The sequence below is a fragment of the Rhizobium leguminosarum genome, from assembly GCF_019798305.1.
In the GTDB taxonomy this organism is placed as follows: domain Bacteria; phylum Pseudomonadota; class Alphaproteobacteria; order Rhizobiales; family Rhizobiaceae; genus Rhizobium; species Rhizobium leguminosarum_U.
Map to the genome: position 1 here is coordinate 237,335 of NZ_JAAXDD010000008.1, position 25,259 is coordinate 262,593.

A 25,259-nucleotide genomic window follows, 5' to 3' on the forward strand; every position below is an offset into this window, starting at 1 on the left:
GGCTCATGTTCCTCTATAAGGCTATCGTCTTTCTTCCCTTGATCGGTGCGATCGTCGCCGGCCTTTTCGGCCGAGCGATCGGCGCCAAGGCTTCGGAATATGTCACCAGCGGCCTGATGATCGTCGCCGCCATCCTGTCCTGGGTCGTCTTCTTCACCGTCGGCATGGGCCATGCCGAAGGCGGTCCGATCAAGGTCGAGGTGCTGCGCTGGATCCAGTCCGGAGGCATCGACGTTTCCTGGTCGCTGCGCGTGGATACGCTGACCTCAGTCATGCTGATCGTCGTCAACACGGTCTCGACGCTGGTGCACGTCTATTCGATCGGCTACATGCATACCGATCCGCATCGCCCGCGCTTCTTCGCCTATCTCTCGCTCTTCACCTTCGCCATGCTGATGCTGGTGACCGCTGACAACCTTGCCCAGATGTTCTTCGGCTGGGAAGGTGTCGGTCTCGCCTCCTATCTGCTGATCGGCTTCTGGTTCAAGAAGCCCTCGGCGACGGCCGCGGCGATGAAGGCCTTCATCGTCAACCGCGTCGGCGACTTCGGCTTCGTCCTCGGCATTGCCGGCGTCTTCGTGCTGTTCGGCTCGATCAACCTCGACACGATCTTCGCCAATGCCTCGAACTTCGCGCCGCAAGAAGGCGGCGGCGAAGCGGGCGAGGTGATCCTCAATCTCTTCGGCATGCAGCTCGACAAGGCGCATGCACTGACCGGCATCTGCCTGCTGCTGTTCATGGGCGCGATGGGCAAGTCGGCGCAGTTTCTGCTGCACACCTGGCTGCCGGACGCCATGGAAGGCCCGACTCCGGTCTCGGCCCTCATCCATGCCGCCACCATGGTCACCGCCGGCGTCTTTCTCGTCGCCCGCATGTCGCCGCTTTTCGAACTGTCGCCGGATGCGCTGGTTGTCGTTACCGTGATCGGCGCGATCACCGCCTTCTTCGCAGCAACCGTCGGCCTCGTGCAGAACGATATCAAGCGCGTCATCGCCTATTCCACCTGTTCGCAGCTCGGCTACATGTTCGTGGCGCTTGGGGTAGGGGCCTATGGCGCGGCGATCTTCCATCTCTTCACGCACGCCTTCTTCAAGGCGCTGCTCTTCCTCTGCGCCGGCTCGGTCATCCATGCCGTCGATGGCGAGCAGGACATGCGCTACATGGGCGGCCTGCGGCCGCATATTAAGTGGACGTTTCGTATGATGATTGTCGGCACGCTGGCAATCACCGGCGTCGGCATTCCCTTCACGCCGTTCGGTCTTGCCGGCTTCTTCTCCAAGGACGTGATCATCGAGGCGACCTATGCTTCGCATTCGCCGGTCTCCGGCTTTGCCTTCACTCTCCTGGTTATCGCGGCTCTGTTCACCAGCTTCTATTCCTGGCGCCTGATCTTCATGACCTTCTTCGGCAAGCCGCGAGCTTCGCACGAGGTGATGCACCACGTCCACGAGTCGCCGCAGGTCATGCTGGTGCCACTTTATCTCCTCGCGCTTGGTGCAGTTTTCGCCGGCTACTTCTTCGAAGGCCGGTTCTACGGCGAGGAATATGCCGAGTTCTGGAAGGGTGCGCTCTTTACCGGCGCCGAGAACGAACTCGTCGAAGAGTTCCACCATGTGCCGGCGCTCGTGGCTTTGAGCCCCTTCATCGCCATGGTTCTCGGCTTCGTCACTGCCTGGTACATGTATATCCGCTCGCCGCAGACGCCGCGCATCCTCGCGCAGCAGCACCGCGTGCTCTACCAGTTCCTATTGAACAAGTGGTACTTCGACGAACTCTACGACTTCCTCTTCGTCCGCTCCGCCAAGGCGCTCGGTCGCTTCCTGTGGAAGAAGGGGGATGTCGGCGTCATCGACACCTACGGCCCGAACGGCGTCGCCGCTCGTGTCGTCGCCGTCACCGATCGCGTGGTCCGCCTGCAGACCGGTTACCTCTATCACTACGCCTTCGCCATGCTGATCGGCATTGCGGCGCTCGTTACCTGGATGATGCTCGGGAGTTCCTTCTGATGACCGATTGGCCTATTCTTTCAACGGTCACCTTCCTGCCGCTCGTCGGCGTGGTGCTCCTGCTATTGATGAACGGCGAGAGCGAAACCGGCCGGAAGAACGTGCTGTGGATCTCGCTGATCACCACCGTCTTCACCTTCGTCGTTTCGCTCTTCATCTGGACCGGCTTCGACAATGCCAATCCGGGCTTCCAAATGCTCGAAAAGCATGACTGGCTCGGCACCGGCATCGGCTACCACGTCGGCGTCGACGGCATCTCGATGCTGTTCGTCATCCTGTCGACCTTCCTCATGCCCTTCTGTGTGCTGGCGAGCTGGCTCTCGATCGAGAAGCGCCTGAAGGAATACATGATTGCCTTCCTCATCCTCGAAACGATGATGATCGGCGTCTTCGTCTCGCTCGATATCGTGCTGTTCTACGTCTTCTTCGAGGCGGGCCTCATTCCGATGTTCCTGATCATCGGCGTCTGGGGCGGCAAGGACCGCGTCTATGCGAGCTACAAGTTCTTCCTCTATACGCTGCTCGGCTCGGTGCTGATGCTGCTCGCCATCATGGCGATGTACTGGCAGGCCGGCACGACGGATATCACCGCGCTGCTCGCCTACAAGTTCCCGCCAGCGCTTCAGACCTGGTTATGGCTTGCCTTCTTCGCCTCCTTCGCGGTCAAGATGCCGATGTGGCCGGTCCATACCTGGCTTCCCGATGCCCACGTTCAGGCGCCGACGGCAGGCTCGGTGATCCTGGCCGGCGTGCTGCTGAAGCTCGGCGGCTACGGTCTCATCCGCTTCTCGCTCGGCATGTTCCCGGTGGCGTCCGATTATTTCGCGCCGCTCGTCTTCGCCATGTCTGTCATCGCCATCATCTACACCTCCCTGGTGGCGATGATGCAGGACGATATCAAGAAGCTGATCGCCTATTCCTCCGTGGCCCACATGGGCTATGTGACCATGGGCATCTTTGCCGCCAACATGCAGGGCGTTCAGGGTTCGATCTTCCAGATGCTCTCGCACGGCATCGTCTCCGGCGCGCTCTTCCTCTGCGTCGGCGTCGTCTATGACCGTACCCATACCCGCGAGATCAACGCCTATGGCGGCCTCGTCAACAATATGCCGAAATATGCCGTGGCGATGATGGTCTTCACCATGGCCAATGTCGGGCTTCCCGGCACGTCGGGCTTCATCGGCGAATTCCTGACGCTGATCGGTGTCTTCCGCGTCAACACCTGGGTAGCGCTCTTTGCCGCCACCGGCGTCATCCTCTCGGCCGCCTACGCGCTCTGGCTTTATCGCCGGGTGATCTTCGGCGCGCTGGAGAAGGAAAAGCTGAAGGCGCTGCTCGATCTTTCCAGACGCGAACAGCTGATCCTCTACCCGCTGGTTGCGCTGACCATCTTCTTCGGCATTTATCCGGCTCCGGTCTTCGATGCGACGGCCGCCTCGGTGGATCTGCTGGTCAACAATTACACGGCCGCCGTGCACGCAGCGCAGAATGTTGCGCTGTCTATGAAATGATGACGGGACTTATTGGACATGACCGCTGAAACAATTCTCCTCAGTCTGCATCTTTCCGCGCCGGAGCTCATCCTCGCGGTCGGCGCCCTTGTCCTGTTGATGGTCGGCGTCTTCTCAGGCGAGCGGTCGGGCCTTGTCGTCACCGGCTTGGCCATCGTCCTGCTCCTGGCCTCCGGCCTGTGGCTGCTCTTCGTGCCCGCAGAAGGGCTTGCCTATGGCGGGGTCTACATGGCCGACGGCTTCTCGCGCTTCATGAAGCTGGTGGCGTTGATCGGTTCGCTGGTCGCCATGTTCATGTCGATCGGCCACGCCCGTGAAAATCAGCTCGACAAGTTCGAGTTCCCGGTTCTCCTGGTGCTTGCGACCCTCGGCATCCTGCTGATGATCTCGGCCAACGACCTGATCTCGCTCTATCTCGCGCTGGAACTGCAGTCGCTGGCGCTCTACGTCGTCGCCGCAATCAACCGCGACAGTCTGAAGTCGACCGAAGCCGGCCTGAAATATTTCGTCCTCGGCGCGCTTTCCTCCGGCATGCTGCTCTACGGCATGTCGCTGGTCTATGGTTTCACCGGCCACACCCATTTCTCCGAGATCGCCCAGGCGCTGTCCGTCGAAGGCGCGCGTTCGCTCGGCCTGATCTTCGGCCTGGTCTTCATCCTTGCCGGCATCGCCTTCAAGATCTCTGCCGTTCCCTTCCACATGTGGACGCCGGATGTTTATGAAGGCGCGCCGACGCCGGTCACCGCCTTCCTTGCCGCAGCCCCCAAGGTCGCCGCCATGGCGATGATGACCCGCATCGTCATTACCGCCTTCCAGCCGGTTCTGGCGGACTGGCAGCAGGTCGTCGTCTTCATCTCGATCGCCTCGATGCTGCTCGGCTCGTTTGCCGCGATCGGCCAGAAGAACATCAAGCGGCTGATGGCCTATTCCTCGATCGGCCACATGGGTTATGCGCTGGTCGGCCTTGCCGCCGGTAACCAGACCGGCGTCACCGGCGTCATGCTTTACATGGTCATCTATATGGTCATGACGCTCGGCAGCTTTGCGATCATCATGTCGATGCGCCGCAAGGACGGCACCGTCGTCGAAAATGTCGACGATCTCGCCGGCCTCTCCACAACGAACCCGTTTATGGCCGTGGTGTTGACGGCGCTGATGTTCTCGCTTGCCGGCATCCCGCCGCTCGCCGGCTTCTTCGCGAAGTACTTCGTCTTCGTTGCCGCCATCGAAGCCAAGCTCTATGCGCTCGCCATCATCGGCGTTCTCGCCTCGGTCGTCGGCGCCTACTATTATCTGCGTGTCATCAAGCTGATGTGGTTCGATGAAGCCACAGGCGAATTCGCCCGTGTCTCCGGAGCGCTGCGTCTGGTCTTCGGTCTCTCCGGTCTCTTCGTCACCGCCTATGTCCTCATCGGCGGCCCTATCGGCGGTGCGGCAGAGCTTGCCGCTGCGACGCTCTTTTGATGGCTTCCGACGGGCGGCGCCGGATATCGCTCGGCGATTTCAGGCACGAGGCTCTGTCGGAAACATCGTCTACCAACAGCGAATGCCTCGCCCGGGCTCGGGCGGGCGATGGCGGCAATCTCTGGGTGACCGCCGAAAAGCAGACAGGTGGCCGCGGCCGCCGCGGCAGGCTCTGGGTTTCCGAGCGCGGCAATCTCTACGCTTCTCTTCTTCTGATCGACCCGGCGCCGATGGAGCGCCTTGGATCCCTGCCGCTGGCGATCGCCGTTGCCGTGCACCAGGCGATCCGCAGGGTGCTGCCACTGGGCGCCGAGCCGCTCGAGGTCAAATGGCCGAACGATATTCTCATCGGTCGAAAGAAGACCTGCGGTATTCTCGTCGAAGGCGAGGGGCTGCCGGACGGACGTTACGCGCTGATCGTCGGCATTGGCATCAATATCTCTGTGATGCCGAACAATCCGCTCTACCCCGTCACCTGCCTGCGCCAGCAGGGAAGTGCAGCTTCGCCGGAGGAACTCTTCGCGCATCTCTTCGCCGCCACGGCGGAAGTGCTTGAAATATGGGACCAGGGCCGCGGCATCGCCGAGATCACGGCGCTCTGGCGCGCCATCGCCTGCGGCATCGGCGAAAAGATTACGGTGAATTTGCCGGACCGATCGATTTCCGGACAATTCGCCGGAATTGATGATAATGGCTTGTTGATGCTCGATACCGGCACTGGCAGGATAATGCCCATTGCTGCCGGTGATGTGTTTTTTGGATAGCGGAAAAAACGAAAATTATGGCGAAACAGGACGAACTGGTATTCCTGCCTCTGGGCGGTGTCGGTGAAATCGGCATGAATCTCGCTCTCTACGGCTACGGACCGCCCGAGCATCGCCAGTGGATCATGGTCGATTGTGGCGTCACTTTTCCCGGGCCCGATCTGCCGGGTGTCGACCTCGTGCTGCCCGATATCCGCTTCCTCGCCAGCGAACGAAAGAACCTCAAGGCGATCATCATCACCCATGCGCATGAAGACCATTATGGTGCGCTCGCCGACCTTTGGCCCGGCCTCAACGTGCCAGTTTATGCCTCTGGTTTTACATCAGGTCTGCTCGAAGCTAAGCGCAATTTCGAGAAGGCTAAGATCGGCGAAGTGCCGGTGACGCCGTTCAACGCCGGCGATACGATCAATGTCGGCCCCTTCAGCATCGAAGGCGTCGCCGTCAACCATTCGATCCCCGAGCCGATGTCGTTGATGATCCGCACGCCGGTCGGCAATGTCATCCATACCGGTGACTGGAAGATCGACCACGAGCCTTCGCTTGGACCCCTGACCGACGAGACACGTTTCCGCCAGCTCGGCGACGAGGGCGTTCTGGCGCTGATGTGCGATTCCACCAATGCGCTGCGCGACGGTGTCTCGCCCTCCGAAAAGGATGTGTCCGAAAGCCTGCGCAAGATCATCGAGGATGCCGAGGGCAGGGTGGCGATCACCACCTTCTCGTCGAATGTCGGGCGTATCCGCACCGTAGCCGAGGCGGCCGAGGCGGCAGGCCGCGAAGTGCTGCTGCTCGGCAGTTCGCTGAAGCGCGTCGTCGACGTCGCCCAGGATGTCGGCCTGATGGAAGGTTTGAAGCCCTTCATCTCCGAGGAGGAATACGGCTATATCCCGCGCGACAAGGTCGTAGTCATCCTGACCGGCAGCCAGGGCGAGGCGCGGGCAGCTCTTGCCAAGCTCTCCCGCGACGAGATGCGCAATGTGGCCTTTGCGGCGGGCGATATCGTCGTCTTTTCCTCCCGCGCCATTCCCGGCAACGAGAAGGCGATCCAGGACATCAAGAACGGCCTCGTCGAGCAAGGCGTTCACATCATCACGGATACCGAGGCGCTGGTCCACGTTTCCGGCCATCCGCGCCGCAACGAGCTGCAGCGGATGTATGAGTGGACGCGGCCGAAGATCGTCGTGCCGGTGCATGGCGAGGCGATACATCTGACGGCCCACAAGGAACTTGCCGAGCAATCCGGCATCGCGCTGGTGCCGCGGGTGCGCAACGGCGACATCCTGCGGCTGGCGCCCGGTCCCGTCGAGGTGATCGGCGAGGCGCCGCATGGCCGCATCTACAAGGACGGCACGCTGATCGGTGATTTCGACGAGATGGGTATCGGCGAGCGCAAGAAGCTCTCCTATGTCGGCCATGTCGCTGTTAACGTCGTGCTCGATGCCCGCTATGACATCGTCGGCGAACCCGACCTCATTTCGATCGGCCTGCCGACCTACGATGACGAGGGCGAGGATATGGAGGATACGCTCTTCGACGCGGCGGTCAGCGCCATCGAGAGCATTCCACGCGCCCGCCGCAAGGATATCGACATGCTGCAGGAGGCCGTGCGCCGGGCCATCCGCTCGGCCGCGAACAACACCTGGGGCAAGAAACCCCTTGTCACCGCCTTCGTCACCAAGGTCTGACCATGCTCGGCCGGGTCAACCATATCGCCATCGCCGTGCCCGATCTGGCCGCGGCGACGGCGGCCTATCGCGATACGCTGGGTGCTGCCGTATCGCAGCCGCAGACCCTGCCGGAGCATGGCGTCATCGTTGTTTTCGTCGAATTGCCGAACACCAAGGTCGAGTTGCTGCAGCCGCTCGGGGCTACCTCGCCGATCGCAGCCTTCCTCGAAAAGAACCCGTCCGGCGGCATGCACCATATCTGCTACGAGGTGGACGATATCCTTCTCGCCCGTGATCGACTGGTCGCGGCGGGCGCAAGGGTGCTCGGCGACGGCCAGCCGAAGACCGGTGCCCATGGCAAGCTGGTCCTCTTTCTGCACCCCAGGGATTTCTTCGGCACGCTGATCGAACTCGAACAGGCCTGAGCCCTGCTGCGGCAGAGTGACCTGAAGACGGCTAAACCTTTCGTCCGCTTTGAGTTGGTCGCCATTCCGTCGTATAAGGACGCGATATTACAGCGCCGCGTGTCTTTTAAGACGCGCAAAGGACGCTGTAACAATTTAAATTGCCGCATTCCTTAAATCGATTCCGATTTAAGGAATGCGGCAGCGCGACACCAACGGAACCATAATGCTCCAGATCTTTCTTCAGGGATTTGCCGTCTACTTCATCATCTGGTGGATGACGCTTTTCGCCGTCCTGCCGATCGGCCTGCGCACCCAGGCGGACGACAATGATGTCGTGCTCGGCACCGTTCCGAGCGCGCCCGCCCGGTTTCGCGCCGCTTTCGTGTTTTCGCTGACGACGCTGATTTCGGCCCTGGTCTACGGCCTCTGGTATGTCTGCGACACTTATTTCGGCTGGGGCTTCGACGCGCTGCCGCAACTCGGCCCCAGCTTCTATTGAGTGCGGCTTTTGCTCAAACTTTGAGCAGATGTAAGCCTATCGAAGGCGAGTTTCGTCATACCAGCGTCATGCTGTTGCGGCAAAGAGCTCGCGTAACGGAATGAGGGCTATTCCCTTACGGAAGTCGGCCGGATTTTTGGATGGGATGGAGGCGGAAAAGCCAAAAAAAAACAAGGCTAAAAGCCTTGTTTTAAGTATCGCGTGATCTGTAACCGTTGCCGGGGCTGCGACGAGCGCGCCTAAGATCTGATCCTCCCAAGACTTGACCGCGAATTCGGCAAGAATTTAACTTCCTGCCTGTTTTGTGAGCTAAAACTAGCTCAAACATTGGGCTTTGTCATCAGCTTTTTTTGCATTTTTGCTACACTCTAGCAAAATTTTTCTGTTGACAAGATTTCCGTTCAAGTCCTTATAAACACGCGCTTTTTTATGCCCTTTCATTTTGCGGGTGCGAACATGCGCTTCCGAGAGGTTGCCGGCATCCGTTGCGGGTTTCTTTCCTGCCGCGAAGCGGCTATGAACGCTCCCGACATTAACAATGGTCTTTCGATTCCGCCCGCTGCGGGATCACAACTGCTCCGGAATCCGCCATGCGTCTGTCCCGCTATTTCATGCCCATCCTCAAGGAAAACCCCAAGGAGGCGGAAATCGTCTCGCACCGGCTGATGCTGCGCGCCGGCATGATCCGTCAGCAGTCGCAGGGAATCTATTCCTGGCTGCCGCTCGGCAAGCGCGTGCTCGACAAGGTGAATGCCATTATCCGCGACGAGCAGAACCGCGCCGGCGCCATCGAGCTGTCGATGCCGACCCTGCAATCGGCCGAACTCTGGCAGGAAAGCGGTCGCTACGACGCCTACGGCAAGGAGATGCTGCGCATCAAGGACCGCCAGGATCGGCCGATGCTCTATGGTCCCACCAATGAGGAGATGGTGACGGATATTTTCCGCTCTTCCGTCAAGTCCTACAAGGACCTGCCGCTCAATCTCTATCATATCCAGCTGAAGTTCCGTGATGAGATCCGTCCGCGCTTCGGCACCATGCGCTCGCGCGAATTCATGATGAAGGATGCCTATTCCTTCGATCTGACGCGCGAGGCGGCGGAGCATTCCTATAACAAGATGTTCGCCGCCTATCTCAGAACCTTCGACCGGCTCGGCCTGCGCGCCATTCCGATGCGCGCCGACACCGGCCCGATCGGCGGCGAGCTCAGCCATGAGTTCATCATCCTCGCCGATACCGGCGAATCCGAAGTCTTCTGTCACAAGGATTTCGTCGACTTCGATATTCCTGGCGAACACACCGATTTCGACAGTGTTGAGGGGCTGCAGGCGATCTTCGACAAATGGACCTCGCTCTATGCGGCGACCTCGGAAATGCACGACGAGGCGGCCTTCAACGCCGTTCCCGAAGGTGACCGCCTGTCGGCGCGCGGTATCGAGGTCGGCCACATCTTCTATTTCGGCACGAGATATTCCGAGCCGATGGGCGCGAAAGTGCAGGGACCTGACGGCAAGGAACACTTCGTTCATATGGGTTCCTACGGCATCGGCCCGACACGCCTTGTTCCCGCCATCATCGAAGCATCGCATGATGATAACGGAATCATCTGGCCGGCATCGGTCGCGCCCTTCGATATCGTTGTGATCAACATGAAGGCGGGCGATCAGGCCTGCGACGATACCTGCGAGCTGATCTATGCCGCGCTGAGCAAGGCCGGCAAAGATGTGCTCTACGACGATACCGACGACCGGGCCGGCACGAAATTCGCGACCGCCGACCTGATCGGTGTACCCGTCCAGATCATCGCCGGCCCGCGCGCGGTCGCCAACGGCGAAGTTGAAGTGAAGGACCGCAAGACCGGCGCCCGCGAAACGATGACCATCGAAGCGGCGATCAACCGGTTCGTGGCTTAAGGAAACGGAGGCGAAATGGCAGAGGCAGCAGTGGACCGGAGTTCAAAATCCGGCTTGGGTCCGGCTGGCAAGCCATTTTCCACCTTCGAACGCCTCGTGGCGTGGCGTTATCTGCGCGCCCGCCGCAAGGAGGCCTTCATCTCGGTCATCGCCGGCTTCTCCTTCGTCGGCATCATGCTGGGCGTTGCGACACTGATCATCGTCATGGCTGTGATGAACGGCTTCCGCACCGAACTCGTCTCGCGTATCCTCGGCATCAACGGCCACATGATCGTCCAGCCGGTCGACGGCCCCTTCACCGATTATCCCGCTCTCAGCGGCAAGCTCGCCGCCGTACCCGGCGTCAAGATGGCGCTGCCCCTGGTGGAAGGCCAAGTGCTTGCCTCCGCCCAGGCCGGCGGCAGCACCGGTGCCCTGGTGCGCGGCGCCCGCGCCGAGGACCTGACCAAGCTCAAGACGATCTCCGACAACATCAAATCCGGCGATATGGTGGGCTATGCCTCCGGCGATGGCGTGCTGATCGGCACCCGCATGGCCGACCAACTCGGTCTGCGTGTCGGCGACCTCATTACCCTGACGTCGCCAGATGGTGACATTACGCCAATGGGCGTCAGCCCGCGCATCAAGTCCTACAAGATTTCCGGCCTCTTCGAGATCGGCATGTCGGAATATGATTCCTCGATCATCTTCATGCCGCTTGAGGAAGCGCAGCTCTACTTCAATGCCGAGGGGCTGGTGCAGTCGATTGAGCTCTTCGTCGACCACCCCGACGATATCGACAATCTGCGGCCTAAGGTGGAGGAAGCGGCAGGCCGCCAGATCGCCGTCACCGACTGGCGCCAGCGCAACCAGACCTTCTTCTCGGCGCTGCAGGTCGAGCGCAACGTCATGTTCATGATCCTGACGCTGATCGTGCTCGTCGCGGCGCTGAACATCATCTCCGGCCTCATCATGCTGGTGAAGGACAAGGGCAGCGATATCGCCATCCTGCGCACCATGGGCGCCAGCGCCGGCGCGATCATGCGCATCTTCTTCATGACCGGGGCTGCGATCGGCATCGTCGGCACCATTGCCGGCGTGCTGCTCGGCGTTCTCGTCTGCGTCAACATCGAATCCGTCCGCCAGTTCTTCTCCTGGCTTTCAGGCACCGTGCTCTTCAATCCGCAGGTCTATTTCCTCAGCCAGCTGCCGGCTGAGATGGATCTCAGCGAAACGATTTCGATCGTCGTCATGGCGCTGACGCTCTCCTTCATCGCGACCATCTTCCCGGCCTGGCGTGCCTCCAGGCTCGATCCGGTGCAGGCCCTGCGCTACGAATAAGGAATGCCGCCTTCATGAAACGCAACGTCGTTCTCCAGCTTACCGGCGTCGAGCGCCATTACGGGCAGGGCGGTACGCTGCTCTCGATCCTGAAGGGCGCGGATTTTTCGATATCGAAGGGGGAGATTGTCGCTCTCGTCGCCCCTTCCGGCACCGGCAAGTCGACACTGCTGCATATCGCCGGCCTGCTGGAGCATCCGGACGGCGGTGAGGTCAACATCAACGGCCATGCCTGTGACGGCCTGAGCGACGAGAAACGCACCGCCATCCGCCGCGGCGAAATCGGCTTCGTCTATCAGTTCCACCATTTGCTGCCGGAATTCTCGGCGCTCGAAAATATCATGATGCCGCAGCTGATCGCCGGGCTTTCCTGGAAGGAAGCCGGAGAGCGGGCCGGCCAGCTTCTCGATTATATGCGCATCGGCCATCGTGGCTCGCATCGCCCCGGCGAGCTTTCCGGCGGCGAGCAGCAGCGCGTTGCGATTGCCCGCGCCGTCGCCAATGCGCCGACCCTGCTTCTTGCCGACGAGCCGACCGGCAATCTCGACCCTGAGACGGCAAGCTATGTCTTCGACGCGCTGGAAGCGCTGGTGCGCCAGTCCGGCCTTGCCGCTCTCATCGCCACCCATAATCACGAGCTCGCCCGCCGCATGGATCGGCGCGTGACGATCTCCGACGGCAAGATCGTCGATTTCTGACGCATGTCGCCCAAAAGTGTGCAGCGGGTTTGGGATAAAGCGCATCGCGTGAATCCAGACTGATACGATGCGCTTTAAGGCAGCGATCAGGGGATGACCAGCCCGCCGCGGTAGTCGAGCACATAGGCCTTCTGGCCATCGACCATGATGCATTCACTGCCGCTGAACCGCTCGCAGCTGCCTTCGCTGCGGTCGATATAGCGGCCGAACGGATGGTCGAATTCCATTCCGCCAAGAAACCGCCCCTCTCGATACATCGCCGAAAGTGCTGTCTTGATCACCGTCCCGGCTGCTGCGCCGTCGATGAGATCAGGCGCAATGACGCAGCCAAAATAATTCATCGCCCAGACGGGCTCGTCGGCAAGCCACACCACTTCCTGTCCGGCGAAATCGGTCCCGCCGAAATAGCTGTCGAGATAGCGCCACTCGCCGCGTTCGTAACCGATATCGTGGGAGCTCGGTCGGCAGGGCGCGCGCGCCACGCCGCCGCCGACATAGGTCGCAGCCTTCGCCTCCACGACGAATTCGTTCAGCATCGCAATATCCAACATGTCATTCTCCCCTCAGCCCGATGCTGGCAAATATGCTGCGATGTGTAAAGAACAAAAACGGAACATTGACCCGAAATAAACGGGTCGCCTCGAGGAGGCTGATCGTCTAGGCGCGATGACCGATCTGTGGCAGGCCAGAAGGCAAAGCTGCTGCCCATCTCATCGACTGCTGGCTCCCAGCGATTCGCAGGTGGGCATCCCGGCATTCTTCAAACACAAGAAAGAAGGAAAAGATTCCTGTTGACAACAGAACATACATAGAACAAATTGAAAACATAACGAGTAAAGGAGAGCCCGATGACTGACATGATCCGTGATATCGCAGCATTCACCTCCATCGCAATGTTCGTTGCCAGCTTCTCGCTCATCGTCATGGCGTTCTAAAGTTTTCAGGGGATCGCATGGCAATCATGCGGTCCGGATGCGGGACTTCTTCTGGACATCATCGCCCTCTATGCCCGACAATGCGTCCGATTCATTCGGGTGATTGGGAAGGCATGTCATGGCGGATACGGCAAAGGGTTCTACGGGTGAGGCGACCGGCACGCCGGGTTTCATCCACCTGAGGGTCCATTCCGCCTATTCGCTTCTCGAGGGCGCGCTGCCGCTGAAGAAGATCCTCTACAAGGCGACCGGTGACAGCCAGCCGGCGATTGCGATTACCGACACCAACAATCTGTTCGTCGCCCTCGAATTCTCCCAGAAGGCGATGGAGGAAGGCCTGCAGCCGATCATCGGCTGCCAGGTCTCGATCGACATGGAAGACGGGCTGGAAACCGAAAAGCGCGGCGGTCAGCAGGCCCTGGTCAAGCTGCCGGCGATCGTTCTTCTCGCTGCGACGGATGCCGGTTACGAACGGCTGGTCGATCTCGTCAGCCGGGCTTATCTCGGCGGCGAGAGCAACCAGGCCGTTCATATCAGCACCTCCTGGTTGGAGGAGGCAGGCACGGGAGGGCTGATCGCATTGAGCGGCGCCCTGACCGGGCCGGTCGACGTGGCGATCAAGGAAGGCCATCCCGCCCAGGCGGAAGCCCGGCTGCTCACGCTGAAGCGTCTCTTCGGCGACCGGCTCTATGTCGAGATGCAGCGGCACGGCACCTACGACAAGCGGCACGAGCAGAAAATTATCGGGCTCGCCTATGCCCACGACCTGCCGCTGGTTGCGACCAACGAGGCCTTCTTCCCGACACGCGACGATTACGACGCCCATGATGCGCTGATGGCGGTCGCACACAACGCCATCGTCTCCGACGACAGCCGCTTTCGCCTGACGCCGGATCACTATTTGAAGAGCCGGGCCGAGATGGCCAAGCTCTTCGCCGACCTGCCGGAAGCGCTGGAAAATACGATCGAGATCGCCAGGCGCTGCTCCTTCGTGCTGAAGACGCGAAAGCCGATCCTGCCGCGCTTCACCGGTGCGACCGACGATGCCGAGGAGGCCGAACGCGCCGAGGCGAGCGAGCTGCGCCGCCAGGCGGTCGAAGGGCTGGACGTGCGGCTTTCGACGCTCGGAATGTCGCCGGGCTACGAGGAAAAGGATTATCGTGAACGGCTGGATTTCGAGCTCAGCGTCATCGAGCGCATGCGTTTTCCCGGCTACTTCCTGATCGTTGCCGACTTTATCAAATGGGCCAAGCAGCATGACATTCCGGTCGGTCCCGGCCGTGGTTCGGGCGCCGGCTCGCTGGTCGCCTATGCCTTGACGATCACCGACGTCGATCCCTTGCGTTTTTCGCTGCTCTTCGAGCGCTTCCTCAATCCGGAACGCGTCTCGATGCCGGACTTCGACATCGACTTCTGCCAGGACCGCCGCGAAGAGGTGATCCGCTACGTCCAGGCCAAATATGGCCGCGAGCAGGTGGCGCAGATCATCACCTTCGGTTCGCTGCAGGCACGCGCCGCCCTTCGCGACGTCGGCCGCGTGCTTGAGATGCCCTACGGCCAGGTCGACAAGATCTGCAAACTCGTGCCGAACAACCCGGCCAATCCGACGCCGCTCTCCAAAGCGATCGAGGAGGAGCCGAAGCTGCAGGAGGAGGCGGCGAAGGAACCTGTTGTCGCGCGCCTGCTCGACATCGCCCAGAAGATCGAGGGGCTTTACCGCCACGCCTCGACCCATGCCGCTGGCATCGTCATCGGCGACCGGCCGCTTTCCAAGCTGGTGCCGATGTATCGCGATCCGCGCTCCGATATGCCGGTTACTCAGTTCAACATGAAATGGGTCGAGCAGGCGGGCTTGGTCAAATTCGACTTCCTCGGCCTGAAGACACTGACAGTGCTGAAGGTCGCGGTCGATTTCGTCGCCAAGCTCGGCGTCAAGGTCGATCTCGCGGCCATTCCTCTCGACGACAAGAAGACCTACGAGATGCTGTCGCGCGGCGAGACGGTCGGCGTGTTCCAGGTGGAAAGTGCCGGCATGCGCAAGGCGCTGATCGGCATGAAGCCGGACTGCATCGAGGACATCATCGCGCTGGTGGCGCTCTATCGTCCAGGCCCGATGGAGAACATCCCGACCTACAACGCCCGCAAGCACGGCGACGAAGAGCTGGAATCGATCCATCCGATGATCGACCACCTGCTCAAGGAAACGCAAGGCGTCATCGTTTATCAGGAACAGGTGATGCAGATCGCCCAGGTGCTGTCCGGCTATTCGCTGGGCGAAGCCGACCTTCTGCGTCGCGCCATGGGTAAGAAGATCAAGGCCGAGATGGACCAGCAGCGCGAACGCTTCGTCGTCGGCGCTGTCAAGAATGGCGTATCGAAGCCGCAGGCCGACAATATCTTCGAGCTGCTGGCGAAGTTCGCCAATTACGGCTTCAACAAGTCGCATGCCGCCGCCTATGCCATCGTCTCCTACCAGACGGCCTACATGAAAGCGCATTATCCGGTCGAATTCCTCGCCGCTTCGATGACGCTCGACATGTCCAACACGGAAAAGGTCAATGATTTCCGTCAGGATGCCAAGCGCCTCGGGATCGAGGTGATCGCACCCTCGGTACAGAGCTCTTTCCGCCATTTCGAGACCGGCAACAACCGCATCTATTACGCACTCGCCGCCCTCAAGGGCGTCGGCGAATCCGCCGTCGACCATATCGTCGAGGTGCGCGGCGACAAGCCCTTTGCCAGCATCGAGGATTTCTGCCTGCGCATCGATCCGCGTCAGGTCAATCGTCGCGTGCTCGAAAGCCTGATCTATGCCGGCGCCTTCGATTGTTTCGACATGGACCGCGCCCAGCTAGCAGCCGGCCTCGACCGCATTCTCGGTTATGCCCAGCGCGCCCAGGAGAACAAGCTGAGCGGCCAGTCGGACATTTTCGGCAGTACGTTGACGTCGGGGCCTGAGAAGATCTCCCTGCCGCCGTTCTCGCCCTGGCTTCCCTCCGAGCGGCTGCTCAAGGAGTTCCAGGTGCTGGGCTTCTATCTGACGGCCCACCCGCTCGATTCCTACAACAATATCCTGCAGAAGATGCGGGTGCAGACCTTTGCCGAGTTTTCCGCCGCCATCAAGCAGGGCGCGGCCAATGCGCGCCTTGCCGGTACCGTGATCTCGAAGCAGGAGCGCAAGACTCGCACCGGCAACAAGATGGGCATCATCGTCTTCTCCGATTCTTCGGGCCAGTTCGAAGCGGTGCTGTTTTCGGAAATGCTCAACCAGTATCGCGACGTGTTGGAGTCAGGAAAATCCTTCGTGCTGACCGCGACGGGCGAGGAGCGGCCGGAGGGCATCGGTCTGCGCATCCAGACGATCCAGTCGCTGGAGGAAAAGTCGCTGCAGATGCAGAAGGCGCTACGCGTCTATGTCCGCGATTCCGGACCGCTGAGAATGGTTGCCGGCCATTTGAACGCCAAGGGCGACGGCCTCGTCTCCTTCATCGTCATCAAGGAGGAGGGCAAACGCGAGGTGGAAGTGGCGCTGCCGGAGAAATACCGCATCACGCCGGAGATCGCCGCCGCCCTTCGCGCCGCCCCCGGCGTCGTCGACGTCGAGCTTGTATGATCACCCCCGCGTGATCGTGATGAAATCCGTGCCTTCGCCGGTCTCTCGGCCGAGGCCGGTATCGGAGATCGTCAGCGTCGAGCCGGGCGCGATGAGGGCGTCGATCTTGCGGCGGGTCTCGTCGGGGATGCTAATTCTGCTGAGCGAACGAGTGATCGGCTTGCCTGTAATGATCGAGCTTTCCTGATTGGTAATGCCGAGCCGCTTCATCGTCTCGCGGGAGAGATTGTTCTCGAGCGTGATGCCGAGCCAGTCGGCCGTGCCGGCCTTTTCATCGACTGCATGCAGCGTGAAGAAATGTGTGCCGAGCGCCAGTCCCGGATCGGCGATCGTCACCGGCGCTTCGAAAATCGGCTTGAAGGCCTGCCGCACCATGATGACGCCGTTCGGCGGCTCGCCCTTGCCAGCCGCGGCATAGACTTCTCTGAGAAGCGTGTCGGAGACCACGCTCCTGTCGGCGGCAAATTCCGCCGGCCGCAGCGTCTTGAAGGTCTTGATCGCCTGCACGGTCGACGGACCGAGCAAGCCATCCGGATTGCCGGCGGAAAAACCGAGCTGGTTGAGCAGGGTCTGGATGTCGATCACCGTCTCGCGCAGCGTCCGGCGCGTAATCAGCATGCTGATCGGCTCGGACGGCGGCTCGGGTTCGGGCATTGCAATCGGCTGCGCTGCCGGCATGGGCATCGCAGCGGTATCGTTCATCGCCACCTGCAGCGGCTTCTCGGGGCTGTCGGGCATGGAGGGCCGCAGTTCGACATCCGAAAGCAGCGGCATCGCCGCCGGTGCATCCGGATGGAAAAGGGTCGGATGATCGATCGGCTGCGGCACCAGTTCACCGTCGCTGATAATGACGGGGACACCGCGGTCGGTCATCCCATAGAGCATTTTTGCGAAGGCGCTGGGCATGCGCACGCAGCCATGCGAGGCCGGATACCGCGGCACCGAATTGGATTCGTGCAGCGCGATGCCGGACCAGGTCAGCCTTTGCATGAACGGCATCGGCGCCGCCGAATAGAGATTGGATTCGTGGTATTTCTGCTTTTCCAGCACCGAGAAGATGCCGCTCGGCGTCGTGTGGCCGTCCTTGCCGGTCGAGACCTTCGAGGTCGCGACGACCTCGGTGCCGTCATAGACCGCAAGCGACTGCTTGTCCTTCGAGACGATGATCTGCAGCGTGCGCGCATCCGCGGCAAGAGCGGGGTGCACGAGTGCGGTGGCCGACAGCAAGCCGAGGCCGAAGACGAGACGCGAGAACATGAGACCCAACCATACGCAATACTTGCCCGGCACATTATGAGACGAAGTTTAAGGAAGATTTTATAGGCCGCCTGGCTGGCTGGCCTCACGCGTTAGAGCGCCGCGCGTCTTTTCAGACGCGCTAAGGACGCTCTATCACTTTGAATCTGCGCATAATCCTTTCCGAAAATCGATTCCGATTTTCGGGGTTATGCGCTACTGATCGCGCTTGCCGCTGCCGAAGGTGTAGCCGGTCTCGACCGTTTTCTTGCCGAACTTGTCACGCAGCTTGTCCATCGCCGCTTCGGCTGCCGCCCGCCGGCCCGATTGCCGGTCGATGAGATCGGGCGGATCGGCGCGGGCGGCATCGCCGAGATCGGTGACGCCGATGCCGATCAGGCGGAACTTCGTACCGTCTGTCTCTTTTTCGAGAAGCTCGAGCCCGGTGCGGAAGATCTTGTCGGCAAGCTGAGTCGGGTCTTCAAGCTTGCGGTTGCGGGTGCGCGATTTGAAATCGGCGCTCTTCATCTTCAGAACCACGGTCTGGCCGGCAATGCCGCTTTTCTTCAGCCGCCAGGAGACCTTTTCGGAGAGATTGCGCAGGATCGGCACCAGATCGTCATAACACGAGATGTCATCGAAGAAGGTGGTCTCGGACGACACGCTCTTGGCGGCATCGTTGAGATGCACTTCGCGGTCATCGAGGCCACGCGACAGCCGGGCGAGCCGCTGGCCGATACTGCCGTAGCGGCGCATCAGGTCGTTTTCCTCCATCTGCTGCAATTGGCTGATGGTGCGGATGCCGTCCGCCTCCAGCGTCGCCGCAAAGGCCTTGCCGACGCCCCAGATCGTGGTGACGGGACGCGGCGCCAGGAACTCGACCGCTTCCTCGCGGCCGATGACCGAAAAGCCGCGCGGCTTCTGCAGGTCGGAGGCGACCTTGGCGAGAAATTTGCAATAGGAAAGCCCGACCGAAACGCTGATGCCGATCTCCCTTTCGATGCGACGGGCGAATTTGGCCAGCGTACGCGCCGGCGGATCGTGATGCAGCCTCTCCGTGCCGCCGAGCTCCAGGAAGGCCTCGTCGATCGATAGCGGCTGCACCAGCGGCGTCAGGTCTTGCATCATGGCGCGCACCTGCCGCCCGACCCGGACATATTTCTCCATGTCGGGGCGGATGACGATCGCCTGAGGGCATGCCTCCAGCGCCTTGAACATCGGCATGGCCGAACGTACGCCGTGGATACGGGCGATATAGCAGGCGGTGGAAACCACACCGCGTTTGCCGCCGCCGATGATAACGGGCTTGTCGGCAAGATCAGGATTGTCGCGTTTTTCCACCGCTGCGTAGAAGGCGTCGCAATCGATATGCGCAAGCGTCAAGGCATAGAGTTCGCGATGGCGCACGAGGCGGGGACTGCCGCAGGAAACGCACCGGCGCGCCTCGCCCTTCTGCTCGGCAAGGCAGTCGCGACAGAAGCCGGGTGTCTTGTCAGGCGCGGGCGTCATGATGAGAACAAAGATTGAACGGTCGGACATTACGCCTTAAGCTTCCGAGTCTCAAGAGAAGGTGGGAGCTTTGCCTTTGGATAACGATCTTCGTTTCGAGCCGGTAACGCCAGGACGCTGGAACGACTTCGAAATGGTGTTCGGGCCGCAGGGTGCCTTCTATAACTGCTGGTGCGTCGCATTGCGCCTGCCGCATGCGATAAGGACTGAGATGGCGGCCGATGAACGCAAGGCGCATATGCGGGAGCGGATCGAGGCGGGTCCGCCGCCTGGCATCCTCGGTTATGCCGACGGCGTGCCGGTCGCCTGGGTGCAGGTCGGACCGCGCCACGACGTGCCGCAGTTCAATTCGCCGCGCACCGTCTCGCGGCCGCTAAAGGAGGGCGATGCGCATGATCCATCCATCTGGGCCGTCAGTTGCTTCTTCCTGCTGCCCAAACTGCGTGGCAAGGGAATGAGCCACCGTCTGCTCGCCGGCGCGATCGACCATGCGCGGCGCCAGGGAGCGCGGCTACTCGAAGCCTGCCCGATCGATCATGTCAAGCAGTCGAAATCCGTGACGCTCTGCATCGGCTCGACGGCAATCTTCGATGCCGCCGGCTTCGAGACGGTGGCACGGCGCAAGGACGGCCGTCCGCTCATGCGGCTGGAACTGCGTGCGTGACAATGCCGGAAACAAAATGCGCCTCGATGAGCTCGGCCGCATGCGTCCAGTCGCTGGCGCGGGTGATGTCGGCGGAGGCGGCCGGCGCAAAACGATGGACGGGCGAGTTCGGCATCAGGTGAATCAGCAGGCAATCGGCGACATGATCCCTGACGGAATGCAGATTGCGCGCCATATCATCGATGAAGACGACGGGAAGGGAGCGGCTGGCATGCAATGCGTGAACGATCGGCCCCTTGGGTTGTTCGGTGGCAAGCAGCGGAAAGAGCAGGCCCATCCTGTCGAGCAGGCGACGGCGCTGGTCCTGGAACCGCGGCTGCATGGCTGTCAGGAAAAGGATATCGGCCTCTTCCGAAAGCCGGTCGAGCGTTTCGACGACGCGGTCGAGCGGCGTCTGCCACAGCTCTTGGGCCTCGAAGAATTCCTCGATCAGCCGGCTGACCTCTGGATCCGCGATCTCCAGGCCGTCGACTTGCGAGACGATATTGCCGTGCAGCCGGAACGATCGCGGCAGAAACGCATGCCCCTGGCTCTGAAGGAAAAGCTGGAAGGGACCGATGAACTGCAGCACGACGTCGTCGACGTCACAGACGATCAACGGCCGTTCGCCGAGGCGGATATGCGAGATGTCGAATTCTCCGGAGGCCACGGTCAGTATTCTCCGGAATCGAGGCCCGGTGAAGAGAAATGCTGCCAGGCCGCCGTCACCGTCTCCGGGCTGATGCCGCTCGCGGCGCAGAAGGCCATCGCCGTCGGTTCATGGTTCATCAGGAAATCCATCATGCCGGCGAGGAATCCCGGATCGTTGACGGCGTTGCGCACCTGGCCGGGTGCCACACCGGTCAGGGCGAGAAAGCGGCCGAACATGTCGGGATCGCCGGCAAGCCAGCCGAGCACGGCGATCGCCGTCTCGTGCGGGTCGGCAGCCTGTTGTTTCGAAGTCTTGAAGTTGCTTTGCATTTCGCGGGGTAAGTTACCTTTTCTTCAACCAAATACCGGTAGCGTGCGCTATCGGTTTCACGCAGCTTTTGTCCGCATGTGCCTTTCTCATGGAACGAACCGCTGCGCGAACGGACGTAGGGACAGCTTGTCATGCCCAAACAGGTGATGATTGTAGAAGATAACGAGCTCAACATGAAGCTCTTTCGCGACCTCATCGAGGCGTCCGGCTATACGACGATCCAGACCAGAAACGGTATGGAGGCGCTCGATCTGGCGCGCAAGCATCGCCCCGACCTTATCCTGATGGATATTCAGCTTCCCGAGGTCTCCGGCCTCGAAGTCACCAAATGGCTGAAGGAAGACGACGAGTTGCACGTGATTCCCGTCATCGCCGTTACGGCTTTCGCGATGAAGGGCGACGAGGAGCGGATCCGCCAGGGCGGCTGCGAGGCCTATGTTTCCAAGCCGATCTCGGTTCCGAAATTCATCGAGACGATCAAGACCTATCTGGGCGATGCCTGACGCATCGGAAAGACGCTTATGACTGCGCGAATACTGGTGGTTGACGATATTCCGGCCAACGTGAAGCTGCTCGAAGCGCGGCTGCTTGCGGAGTACTTCGACGTGATGACCGCAGCGGACGGCTACACGGCACTGGCGATCTGCGAGCGCAACCAGGTCGATCTCATCCTGCTCGACATCATGATGCCCGGCATAGACGGTTTTGAGGTCTGCGAACGGCTGAAGGCCAGCCAAAAGACCGCCCATATTCCGGTCGTCATGGTCACCGCGCTCGACCAGCCGACCGATCGCGTACGCGGCCTGAAGGCCGGCGCCGACGATTTTCTCACCAAGCCAGTCAACGATCTGCAACTGATCTCCCGGGTGAAGAGCCTGCTGCGGCTGAAGACGTTGAGCGATGAGCTGCGCATCCGCGCCGACACCGCTCATACGATGGGTATCGACGACCTGACGCGGGCAGGCGAGGGCCGCGCCGACGAGACCGCTCAGGTCCTGCTCGTCGACGGCCGCGCCAATTCGCAGGAACGCATCGTGAAGGCGCTGAAGCCCGTCGCAGACGTGCTTGCTCTCTCCGATCCACAGGCCGCCCTCTTCGAAGCGGCCGAAAGCGCGTTCGACCTCGTTATCGTCAACGCCAACTTCGACGATTACGATCCGCTTCGCCTCTGCTCACAGCTGCGCTCGCTGGAGCGCACACGCTTCCTGCCGATCCTGATCATCACAGAGCAGGGCGCTGACGACATGGTCGTGCGCGCGCTCGATCTCGGCGTCAACGACTACATCATCCGCCCGGTCGATCCCAACGAACTGGTTGCCCGCAGCCTGACGCAGATCCGCCGCAAGCGCTACAACGACCGGCTGCGCGCCAGCGTCAAGCAGACGATCGAGCTTGCCGTGACCGATCCGCTGACCGGCCTTTATAACCGGCGCTACCTCGACAATCACCTGAACGTGCTCTTCAACCGTTCGATGGCGCGTGGCCGGCCGCTTTCGGTGTTGATCACCGATATCGACCGCTTCAAGCATGTGAACGACACCTACGGCCATGACGGCGGCGACGAGGTGTTGCGGGAATTTTCAAATCGCGTCCGTTCGACCATCCGCGGTGCCGATCTCGCCTGCCGCTACGGTGGCGAGGAATTCGTCGTCGTGATGCCCGACACCTCGCCGGAAATTGCCGCCGCCATCGCCGAGCGCCTGCGCGCGGCGATCGAAAGCGCTCCCTTCATGCTGAAACACTCCGGGGAAGCGCTGAATGTCACTGCTTCCTTCGGCATCGCCTCGCGCATCGCGTCGGTGCTGACCCCGGGCCAGTTGATGAAACAGGCGGATCTGGCCCTTTACGAGGCCAAGAATACCGGTCGCAACCGTGTGGTCGCCGCAGCCGCGTGACGAATCACTTGCCGCCATATGTGCCATTTGCGAGTTTTCCACCGCGGTAAGCGAATTGTTACCGATTTTTAATCTTCGCCTCGGCAGTGCGGGGCGAAAAATTTGCAATTCAATAGCCCAAAAATGGACTCGCCGCGTTGCTGCGGATATGTTGCGACGCGATAGTCCTGCGAGCATCAGGCCGTAGCTCAAAGTGAAATGGAGACTATAAAAAATGCCTGCCGCCGAGAGTGTCAAATAGATTGCGGCGACGTCACCTCACGTAAGGGGAGGGGAGACGTAAGTTGTTAAGCTATATTGTCGAATTTCTTCGAAGGGTCAGGCGCTACGCTTCGAGTTCAAGCAGAGCCGATAAATCTTTGTATGTCCCAAATCTGGACTTTTAACCATAGAATCAAGGTAAGAAAATTCATCATTAAGAATTTGTTGATTTTCTTTCATTTTTGCGCAAATTATCGGCTCATAAGAGAAGCGCTCCCGTTGAGGAGTTGTCGATACCCCATGATGCTCAGGTCCGCCGCATCTCCTGGGTCGTGGGGTCGGTCGGCTAGTAGGCAAGTTATAGCGGTTCCTCGTGCCGTTTTGCATGCTGGCCGACCCCCTTTCAAGAAAACGCCGCCACTTCCCGAAGATGGAAGGGCGGCGTTTTGTCTGTTTGCGCTATCATTTTTCAAAGACCGCAAACCGGCAATAAAAAACGCGCACCGAAGGCGCGCGCTTTTTTGAAATCCGTCAGACCAAGTGATTACTTGATCTTGGTTTCCTTGAACTCGACATGCTTCTTTGCAACCGGGTCGTACTTCGTCTTCGTCATCTTGTCCGTCATCGTACGGCTGTTCTTCGTCGTGACGTAGAAGAAACCGGTGTCGGCTGTCGACAGCAGCTTGATCTTGATTGTTGTAGCCTTGGCCATGGTCGTCCTGCCTTTAAGAAAATGAAAGCCGTGGAAGCCGGAGGGCTCCACGGCAAATTCTGGCGCGAAACTACGAATCCCGCCCGAAAAGTCAAGCCCGTTTTCGAATGAACATCAGTCTGATGCCGGAAAGTAGGGCGTAGAGACCGAAGAAAGCGGCAATCGCCCAGGCAAAACCGTTATTTCCAGCGACATCGATCGCCGCGCCGATCGCTTGCGGCCCGGCCACGGTTCCCATCGCATAACAGAAAACGAAGGCAGCATTGGCCGCTGCAAGATCGGAGCCCGTCAGCCGCGAGCCGAGATGGCTGAGGCCGACCGTATAGAGGCCTGAGACGCAGCCGCCCCAGAAAAGCAGGAGTCCGGCCATTAGCAGCCAGTTGTTGAGCAGTAGCGGCAACATCATCGAGCCGATGAAGCCCATCAGCGCCATGCCGGCCAGAAGCGGCCGCTTGTCGGCGATGCGGTCGGAAAGCAGACCGAGCGGGATCTGAAAGATGACGTTGCCGACGCCCATCATGGTGAGCAGAAGTGCCGCCTGCGATTCGGTGAAATGGGCGCGCACGGCAAAGATCGGGAAGAGCGATAGTCCGCCCGCTTCGACCGCGCCGAAGATGAACACCGCCGCCGTCGCCGTCGGCACCAGGAAGACGTAGCGCATGAAGTGCAGCTCCGGTTTTTCCTCGAGCACCGGGCTTTCGTCGCGGGCGATGAAGATCGGGATGGCCGCCAGCAGGATGGCGGCGGCGCCGATCAGGAAGGGAAAGATGCCGTCGCTGCCGAGGATGGAAAAGAGCAATGGTCCGGCCGCGAAGCCAAGGGAAAGCACCGTCGCATAGATGCCGAGCACGAAACCGCGTTTGGAAGGCGGCGAAGCGGCGTTGATCCAGAATTCGGAGAGGATGAATAGCGTCGTCGTCGCGCCATGGAAGGCGAAACGCAGCGGAAACCACATCCAGAAATCCTCGGCGTAATAGAAACCGAGCGCGCTCAGCGCCGAAATCAGCACGGCCCAGAGCATTGTCGGTGCAACGCCATATTTATGGGCAAGACGGGTGGTGATCGGTGCGGCGGCCATCGCCGCGACGCCGGCCATCGCGGTGTTGAGCCCGATCAGGGTGGAGGAGATGCCGCGTTTTTCGAGGATGATGCTGAGGAGGGGCAGACCGAGGCCGATTGCTATGCCAACGGCTGATATGGACGAGATGGCTGCCACCAGAGAAGGCCAATGGATTTCTTCGACATCGCCCGGTGTGCCGTTTCTCGGCTGAGACATTTATG

Annotated in this window: 21 protein-coding genes; 14 read left to right on the forward strand and 7 right to left on the reverse strand. The window is 60.6% G+C overall.

Features of this window, described 5'->3' with window-relative positions; genetic code table 11:
- Nucleotides 1-5 precede the first annotated feature (5 nt).
- The 10 genes from nuoL to HFO99_RS16495 all read left to right on the forward strand — a co-directional run bounded on the left by nuoL (nucleotide 6) and on the right by HFO99_RS16495 (nucleotide 12,252).
- Complete coding sequence (nuoL, locus tag HFO99_RS16450; protein ID WP_222362290.1) at nucleotides 6-2,006, forward strand: NADH-quinone oxidoreductase subunit L; 2,001 nt, start codon at nucleotides 6-8, stop codon at nucleotides 2,004-2,006.
- Complete coding sequence (locus HFO99_RS16455; protein ID WP_222333031.1) at nucleotides 2,006-3,517, forward strand: NADH-quinone oxidoreductase subunit M; 1,512 nt, start codon at nucleotides 2,006-2,008, stop codon at nucleotides 3,515-3,517. Before nuoL ends, HFO99_RS16455 begins: the two co-directional genes overlap by 1 nt.
- 18 nt (nucleotides 3,518-3,535) lie before the next feature.
- Nucleotides 3,536-4,981, forward strand: coding sequence for an NADH-quinone oxidoreductase subunit NuoN (nuoN, locus tag HFO99_RS16460; protein ID WP_075224177.1), 1,446 nt, complete (start codon nucleotides 3,536-3,538; stop codon nucleotides 4,979-4,981).
- Nucleotides 4,981-5,745 carry a biotin--[acetyl-CoA-carboxylase] ligase gene (locus HFO99_RS16465; RefSeq protein WP_222362291.1) on the forward strand — a complete coding sequence of 255 codons (765 nt, stop codon included), beginning with the start codon at nucleotides 4,981-4,983 and terminating at the stop codon, nucleotides 5,743-5,745. The genes nuoN and HFO99_RS16465 overlap by 1 nt, the downstream gene beginning before the upstream one ends.
- Nucleotides 5,746-5,762: 17 nt before the next feature.
- Complete coding sequence (locus tag HFO99_RS16470) at nucleotides 5,763-7,433, forward strand: ribonuclease J (RefSeq protein WP_222362293.1); 1,671 nt, start codon at nucleotides 5,763-5,765, stop codon at nucleotides 7,431-7,433.
- A gap of 2 nt (nucleotides 7,434-7,435) precedes the next feature.
- Nucleotides 7,436-7,840 (forward strand): methylmalonyl-CoA epimerase, encoded by a 405-nt coding sequence (gene mce, locus HFO99_RS16475; RefSeq protein WP_222362295.1) that lies wholly within the window; start codon nucleotides 7,436-7,438, stop codon nucleotides 7,838-7,840.
- 205 nt (nucleotides 7,841-8,045) lie between these two features.
- Nucleotides 8,046-8,321: a DUF1467 family protein gene (locus HFO99_RS16480; protein ID WP_168282658.1), complete on the forward strand. Its 276-nt coding sequence runs from the start codon at nucleotides 8,046-8,048 to the stop codon at nucleotides 8,319-8,321.
- A 590-nt stretch (nucleotides 8,322-8,911) separates the two neighbouring features.
- The gene (proS, locus tag HFO99_RS16485; protein ID WP_064245918.1) at nucleotides 8,912-10,234 is read left to right on the forward strand and encodes a proline--tRNA ligase; all 1,323 of its coding nucleotides are present in this window, start codon (nucleotides 8,912-8,914) and stop codon (nucleotides 10,232-10,234) included.
- A 15-nt stretch (nucleotides 10,235-10,249) separates the two neighbouring features.
- Nucleotides 10,250-11,554, forward strand: a complete 1,305-nt coding sequence (locus tag HFO99_RS16490) for a lipoprotein-releasing ABC transporter permease subunit (RefSeq protein WP_222362297.1) — start codon at nucleotides 10,250-10,252, stop codon at nucleotides 11,552-11,554.
- Between the two features lie 14 nt (nucleotides 11,555-11,568).
- Nucleotides 11,569-12,252 carry an ABC transporter ATP-binding protein gene (locus HFO99_RS16495; protein ID WP_222333038.1) on the forward strand — a complete coding sequence of 228 codons (684 nt, stop codon included), beginning with the start codon at nucleotides 11,569-11,571 and terminating at the stop codon, nucleotides 12,250-12,252.
- A gap of 86 nt (nucleotides 12,253-12,338) precedes the next feature.
- Here the strand turns inward: HFO99_RS16495 and HFO99_RS16500 are convergent, their stop codons facing one another.
- The gene (locus HFO99_RS16500; RefSeq protein ID WP_222362299.1) at nucleotides 12,339-12,803 is read right to left on the reverse strand and encodes a DUF5680 domain-containing protein; all 465 of its coding nucleotides are present in this window, start codon (nucleotides 12,801-12,803) and stop codon (nucleotides 12,339-12,341) included.
- A gap of 502 nt (nucleotides 12,804-13,305) precedes the next feature.
- On the opposite strand from HFO99_RS16500, the gene dnaE reads away from it, so the two are divergent.
- Nucleotides 13,306-16,800 carry a DNA polymerase III subunit alpha gene (dnaE, locus tag HFO99_RS16505; RefSeq protein WP_222362301.1) on the forward strand — a complete coding sequence of 1,165 codons (3,495 nt, stop codon included), beginning with the start codon at nucleotides 13,306-13,308 and terminating at the stop codon, nucleotides 16,798-16,800.
- Here dnaE and HFO99_RS16510 read toward each other — a convergent pair whose 3' ends face one another.
- On the reverse strand, nucleotides 16,801-18,057 hold the full coding sequence (locus HFO99_RS16510) for a L,D-transpeptidase family protein (RefSeq protein ID WP_222362302.1): 1,257 nt from the start codon (nucleotides 18,055-18,057) through the stop codon (nucleotides 16,801-16,803).
- A gap of 195 nt (nucleotides 18,058-18,252) precedes the next feature.
- A complete protein-coding gene (locus HFO99_RS16515; protein ID WP_222362358.1) occupies nucleotides 18,253-19,545 on the reverse strand; it encodes a DNA polymerase IV in 1,293 nt (430 codons plus the stop codon).
- A gap of 76 nt (nucleotides 19,546-19,621) precedes the next feature.
- Here HFO99_RS16515 and HFO99_RS16520 point away from each other — a divergent pair, with 76 nt between their 5' ends.
- Complete coding sequence (locus HFO99_RS16520; protein WP_222333042.1) at nucleotides 19,622-20,209, forward strand: GNAT family N-acetyltransferase; 588 nt, start codon at nucleotides 19,622-19,624, stop codon at nucleotides 20,207-20,209.
- Here HFO99_RS16520 and HFO99_RS16525 read toward each other — a convergent pair.
- Together HFO99_RS16525 and HFO99_RS16530 are read right to left on the reverse strand one after the other, a co-directional pair.
- Nucleotides 20,184-20,858 carry a hypothetical protein gene (locus HFO99_RS16525; RefSeq protein WP_222362304.1) on the reverse strand — a complete coding sequence of 225 codons (675 nt, stop codon included), beginning with the start codon at nucleotides 20,856-20,858 and terminating at the stop codon, nucleotides 20,184-20,186. The two genes, HFO99_RS16520 and HFO99_RS16525, sit on opposite strands and share 26 nt — an antisense overlap.
- Nucleotides 20,859-20,860: 2 nt before the next feature.
- Entirely contained in the window at nucleotides 20,861-21,169 is a 309-nt protein-coding gene (locus tag HFO99_RS16530) for a DUF3572 domain-containing protein (RefSeq protein WP_017963875.1), read from the reverse strand.
- Between the two features lie 132 nt (nucleotides 21,170-21,301).
- On the opposite strand from HFO99_RS16530, the gene HFO99_RS16535 reads away from it, so the two are divergent.
- Entirely contained in the window at nucleotides 21,302-21,673 is a 372-nt protein-coding gene (locus tag HFO99_RS16535) for a response regulator (protein ID WP_003547430.1), read from the forward strand.
- Nucleotides 21,674-21,691: 18 nt separating this feature from the next.
- Nucleotides 21,692-23,065 (forward strand): PleD family two-component system response regulator, encoded by a 1,374-nt coding sequence (locus HFO99_RS16540; protein WP_222362305.1) that lies wholly within the window; start codon nucleotides 21,692-21,694, stop codon nucleotides 23,063-23,065.
- A gap of 745 nt (nucleotides 23,066-23,810) precedes the next feature.
- Here the strand turns inward: HFO99_RS16540 and rpmG are convergent.
- Nucleotides 23,811-23,978, reverse strand: a complete 168-nt coding sequence (gene rpmG / locus HFO99_RS16545; protein WP_003547442.1) for a 50S ribosomal protein L33 — start codon at nucleotides 23,976-23,978, stop codon at nucleotides 23,811-23,813.
- A gap of 91 nt (nucleotides 23,979-24,069) precedes the next feature.
- Nucleotides 24,070-25,254, reverse strand: a complete 1,185-nt coding sequence (locus HFO99_RS16550) for an MFS transporter (protein WP_222252162.1) — start codon at nucleotides 25,252-25,254, stop codon at nucleotides 24,070-24,072.
- Nucleotides 25,255-25,259 lie beyond the last annotated feature (5 nt).